2 protein-coding genes are annotated in these 4,834 nt (G+C 65.7%); both read right to left on the bottom strand.

All coding sequences use genetic code 11. The annotated features are described in order from the left end of the window. Positions 1 to 4,138, bottom strand: a 4,138-nt coding sequence (locus E5A74_RS20680; protein WP_135987521.1) for a beta strand repeat-containing protein, incomplete at its 3' end; no start/stop codon positions are given. Between the two features lie 402 nt (positions 4,139 to 4,540). Then, positions 4,541 to 4,681 (bottom strand): hypothetical protein, encoded by a 141-nt coding sequence (locus E5A74_RS21065; protein WP_168355598.1) that lies wholly within the window; start codon positions 4,679 to 4,681, stop codon positions 4,541 to 4,543. Positions 4,682 to 4,834 lie beyond the last annotated feature (153 nt).

The following is a 4,834-nucleotide window of genomic DNA, read 5'->3' as shown; positions in this document are numbered from 1 at the left end:
TCTCGAAATTGCTGATCGACCCGACGCTGCTGAGCGTGCGCGTCTGGCCCGCGGCCAGATCGAACGCGATCGTGTCGGTGCCGTCGCCGCCGTCGACCGGGCTGGTCACCACGCCGGTGCCTTCGAGCGTCAGGCGGTTGTCGCTGTCGCCGAAATGCACGCCGCCGGCCGAGGCGAGCGATGCGCCGTTGCCGATCGCGAGATTGCCCGCCACCTCTACGCTCTCGAAACTGTACGCCTGCCCGGTGAGCGCGAGCGCTCCCGCCCCGCCGGCGATCAGCTTCTCGAACGACGTGATCTGACCGGCCACGATCGTGCGATTGTTCGCATTGCCCGTATAGACCTCGAACGAGTCGGTGCCGTCGCCGCCATTGGCATTGCCTTCGAACACCGCATCCGCGTCGACGATGAAGCGGTTGTCCGATCCGTCGAAGTTGATCTGCTGCCCGGCGCCGAGCGTGCCGGTCAGACGCAGCGGCGAGGCGCCGGTCACGTCGACGATCTCGAAGTTGAACAGGTCGTTGATCGACGAGAAGTCGTCGAGATGGAGCTTGAGCGTATCGGTCCCCGCGCCGCCGTCCAGCGCGCCGCCCAGCGCGCCGTCGAGGTGCATCGACAGCGTGTCATCGCCCCCGGCGAGCGAGACGCCGCCCGCGAAGTCGGCATCCTCGATCGTCACGATCTGCGCGCTGTCGTCGCCCTTGATCTGGCCGACCGTGCCGGGGCCATCGGTCAGCGTCAGATTGGCGGTCTCGAACAGCTCGATCGTGTCGTAATCCTGATCGAGCGCGAGGGTCAGCGTGCCGGGACCATAGGCGCCGAACGATTCGAAATTGGTGAAGCCGCCCGGGATCGACCCGCTATTGCCGTTGAGGCGGAAAACGAAGGTGTCGGTGCCGTCGCCGCCGTCGATCGCGCCGGTGACCAGCCCGCCGCTCTGCGCGACGTAGCGATCGTCGCCGGCGCCGAGGTTGAGGGTGCCGTTGATCGTACCCGAATTGGTGACGGTGTCGTTGCCGGTGCCGGCGTTGACGTTGCCGTTGATGGTGCCCGAATTGGTGATGCTGTCCGCATCGGCGCCCATATCGACGTCGTAGCCGATCGTCCCGCTGTTGATCAGGCTGTCCTCACCGGCGCCCAGCGAAACGCCGCCGACGATCGTGCCGGCATTGTCCACCGTCTCGCTCGATCGCTCCATCGAGTCGCCGAACGTATATCCGGTCGCGCCCGAGGCCGACCGCACCGTATCGCCGGCGTCGATATGAAGCGCGATGTTGCGCAGGCGCAGCATGGCGAGATCGATATCGCCGAAGATCGACACGATCCCGCTGCCCGCGGTCGCATTGAAAACGGTGAGCGCCTCGAAGTTCCGGAACTGGCTGGCGTTGAGCTTCTTGGCGTCCGCGCCGGTCATGTCGACGAGGATCTGATCCCAGTCGCCGACGCCACCGTCCACGATCCCCGTGAGCGACGCCCCCGAACCGGTCACATAGTCGTCCCCACCCGAACCCAACGAGACATTGCCGCGCATCGCGCCATAGTTGCGGAAGATATCTCCGAGCTCGCCGAGATGGACATTGCCTTCGATCGTGCCGCGGTTGGTGATATCGTCGGCCGTGTTGCGGGTATGGATCGCGCCCGCGAGGACGAGATCGTCCTCGCCGAGCAGATCGAGATTCTCGACAGATACGCGCCCACCGAAACCGGTCTCGGCCAGGCCGCGGATCGTGCCGCTGTTCTCGAGCGTGAAACTCGAGCCGGTATCTCCGGTCGTGCCGCCATAAGCGGCGACCGCAACCGACCCGCTACCGCTCGTCGCGATCGTCCCGCTATTGGTGAAACTGGCGTCGCCGCCACTCGATCCACCCATGTCGAAGGCGGCGCCGTATGTCAGCACGAGACTGCTCGTCTCGTCGTCGAACAGCGAATTGCCGGCCGCCGTAATCGTCCCGCTATTGACGAGCGAGGCCAGCGTGCGCGGCTGAATCGCGTCGCGGGCATATTGCAGAGAGACCCCGCCGGCGCCATCGCCGGTGACATTCACCGCACGCTCGTTCCGGAATTCCAGATTGCTGCCAGCAAGGCGGATGCCCGACGTCCCGCGCCCGGTGGCCTCGATCGTTCCGGTATTGGCGAGCCGGATCAGGTCGCCGCGACCACTGCGGTCCGCCGCATCAAACGCGAACATTTCCCCGTCCGCTTCCGCTGCGCCCTTGGTGTGGCGGATCGTGCCGCTGTTGATGAGGTCGGCGAGTACGCCATCCGTACCGCGCGCGTTAAACGCCAGCCTGACGACCGAGCCTTCGTCAGCATCCGAAATTAGCGTCCCGCTGTTGCTGAAGTAGAAAGTCGGGACCGGGGCGCCGGTCGTGTCCAGCTCGATTCTCACCGTCGTATCGAAATCGGATGTGATCGAGCCTTCATTGACGAAGCTGGCGGTGTTTCCCTCTCCATAATAGGCCGCCCCCTGCGTCCGGATCGTACCGCGGTTGAGGAAGCGAAGCCCTCCCGTGATACCGTCGATGTCGCGCGCCCAAAGCCCGGGGTGGAAGCCGTTCGAAACCGTGATGTTCGCGGTGTTCACCACGGTACCGTTGCCGATCAGCATCAGACCCGCATCGAGCGTCTCGGCGGCGGCGACGGTGACAATGGTGTTGGCTCCGCTCGCCTCGATGCCGTGCATCTCGAAACCGGCGATCCCCGCCTGGTTCAGGATATTGTTGGCGAGGGTGTGGGTCACCGAAGCAGTGAACGACTTGCCGTACGCATCGATTCCGTCGCCACCGTCGATCGTGCCGGTCACGCCGTTGTTCGCGCCGGTATAGAGGAACATCCCCGCCCCGTTGCCGAACACTATGTCGCCGGTGATCTTGCCCGAGTTGACCACCACATCGGTGCTGTTGTTGCCGCTCTGATAGGCGATCTTGCGCCCCGCAACGGTCCCGCCCTCGATCTCGCCCGTCTGGCTATTCGGGCCGTTGGTGAACTTCGTGATGACGTTGCGCGTGACGAGCGTCTGGCCGGCGTTGACGATGGTCGGTCCGTTCTTCGCGGTCATGAAGCCCGAATTCTCGATGTAGTTGGCACCGCCCTCCGCGCGCACCGCGGCACCGCCGCCCAGAATCCTGCCGAGACCGCCGCTAACGACGCGGGTGCCGTCCTCATGCTCCTTGAAGATATTGTAGAGCTGGCCGCCGTCGAGGGTGACGCCCACGCCGCCTTGGGTGGCGCCGCCGGCTTGGCCGCCATTGGTTATCAGCGCCTTGTTGTAGACACGGCCACTGCTCTCGATCACCGTGGTCGGGGCCACGGTGTCTTCGGCGTCGAGCCAGCTATTGGCGTCGATGGTGATGTCCGCTGCACCACCTCTGATGCCGATCCCGCTCTCGTAGCGCACTTGTGATTGGTTGGTGATCAACAACGAACGGGCATTGCTGACGTCGATCAGCCCCGTGCTGGCAATGTCGCCGCCGACACCGTCGCGAAGCTCGATGTCGAGCTTGCCGTCGCCGCCCGGCGCCGACGTCTCCGCCTCGACATAAAGGGCCTTGTCGGTATCGCCCGTCTGGTCGGCCTGCAGAAAGAAATCCACGATGATCTTGCCGTCGCCGGCCATTCGCAGCGGGCCGAAACGCAGCGTGGTGTCCTCGCTGGTCGGTGGCGTCCGCGTCGAGCGCGCGGTGTTCTGGAGCGTCAGGACGGTATCGTTGCCCGACGCCTCATAGACGGTGCCGCCGGTGAAGACGGCGCCATCGGCAGTCACATATTGCCGCGTCGCGGAGTTTGCGCGGCTATTCTGATAGACCATATCGTGCGTCGTCGTGCTGGTCGCGCGCAGCCACACGGTGTCGTTGCCGCCCGCGTTGGTGAGCGGCCCGGTGACGAGGCCGCTCAGATCCAGCACGCCGGTATCGCCATTGACGTGCGCGATATCGACCACCAGCCGATCGTCGCCCGCACCCAGCGCCACCGGCGTCGGCGTCCGCCCTTCCTCGAGCACCACCGTTTCGCCGGTCTGGGCATGCGCGGCCGAGGCCATCGCCATCGGCAGCAGCGCCGAGCCGAGCAGCAGCGCCGCGCGGCCGGAGAGACGGCGCCCTGCGCCACGACGGTTTGCGGGAAGATGTACGCTGGTCACGTGGAAAAGCCCCTTTTCCTGATGCTACGGGACGTGCCGGGGCACGCTCGCGTCGGGGCTAGGGTCGTGCGGCGTCAGGGTCCGTCATTTTGCGACCGGGACAGACAACCGCTCGATAAATCTTAAATAAAAAGTGACGACTGAAACTATCTGCTTTGCCAACGCAATGAATAGAGTCAGTAGAACGAAGTTGGGGCGGCCCTCGGGAGAAAGGCCGCCCCTCCGCAGTCTAGAGCGAGGAAGAACTAGAAGCGGATTTCGTTCACCTCCGGCACCGGATCGGGTCTCGCGATCGAGCCGATGCCGTTGGGGTGCGCGTTCGTTTCAGCATAGCCCGGCGGCGGCGGCCGCCCTTTTGCGGCGAAAGTGCCATTTTGTGTCGACGAGCGGCGCGGTGGCGGTTCAGGTCAGCTCGTCGATGAGCAGGCGCCAGCCCGCGGCCTCGCGGCGCCAGATCCGGACATAATAGGCGGGCGGCTTGCCCGGGGCGCGGGCGAGCCTGCCATAGCTCGCCGCGAGATCGCCGGCGCCCGAGATGCGCATGCCGAGCCGCTCGGCGCCGGCGAAGCCCGGCCGGCCGGCCAGCAGCCGCGCCGCCTCAGCGGCCGGGACTCAGCCGTCGCGCGGGCGCAGCAGATAGCCCGGCTCGGCGCGCACGGTCTCGCCGCGGGCGAAGGCGAGCAGCTCGGCATTGAT

It is taken from the genome of Sphingomonas naasensis (assembly GCF_004792695.1).
Lineage (GTDB): Bacteria > Pseudomonadota > Alphaproteobacteria > Sphingomonadales > Sphingomonadaceae > Sphingomonas > Sphingomonas naasensis.
The sequence above is the reverse complement of the archived record's forward strand: the minus strand, read 5'-3'. Positions and strand labels throughout refer to the sequence as shown.

What these genes read in the sequence shown, in the direction of transcription:
- E5A74_RS21065 (WP_168355598.1), bottom strand. Translation starts at nt 4,681, where the DNA reads ATGCGCATCTCGGGCGCCGGCGATCTCGCGGCGAGCTATGGCAGGCTC.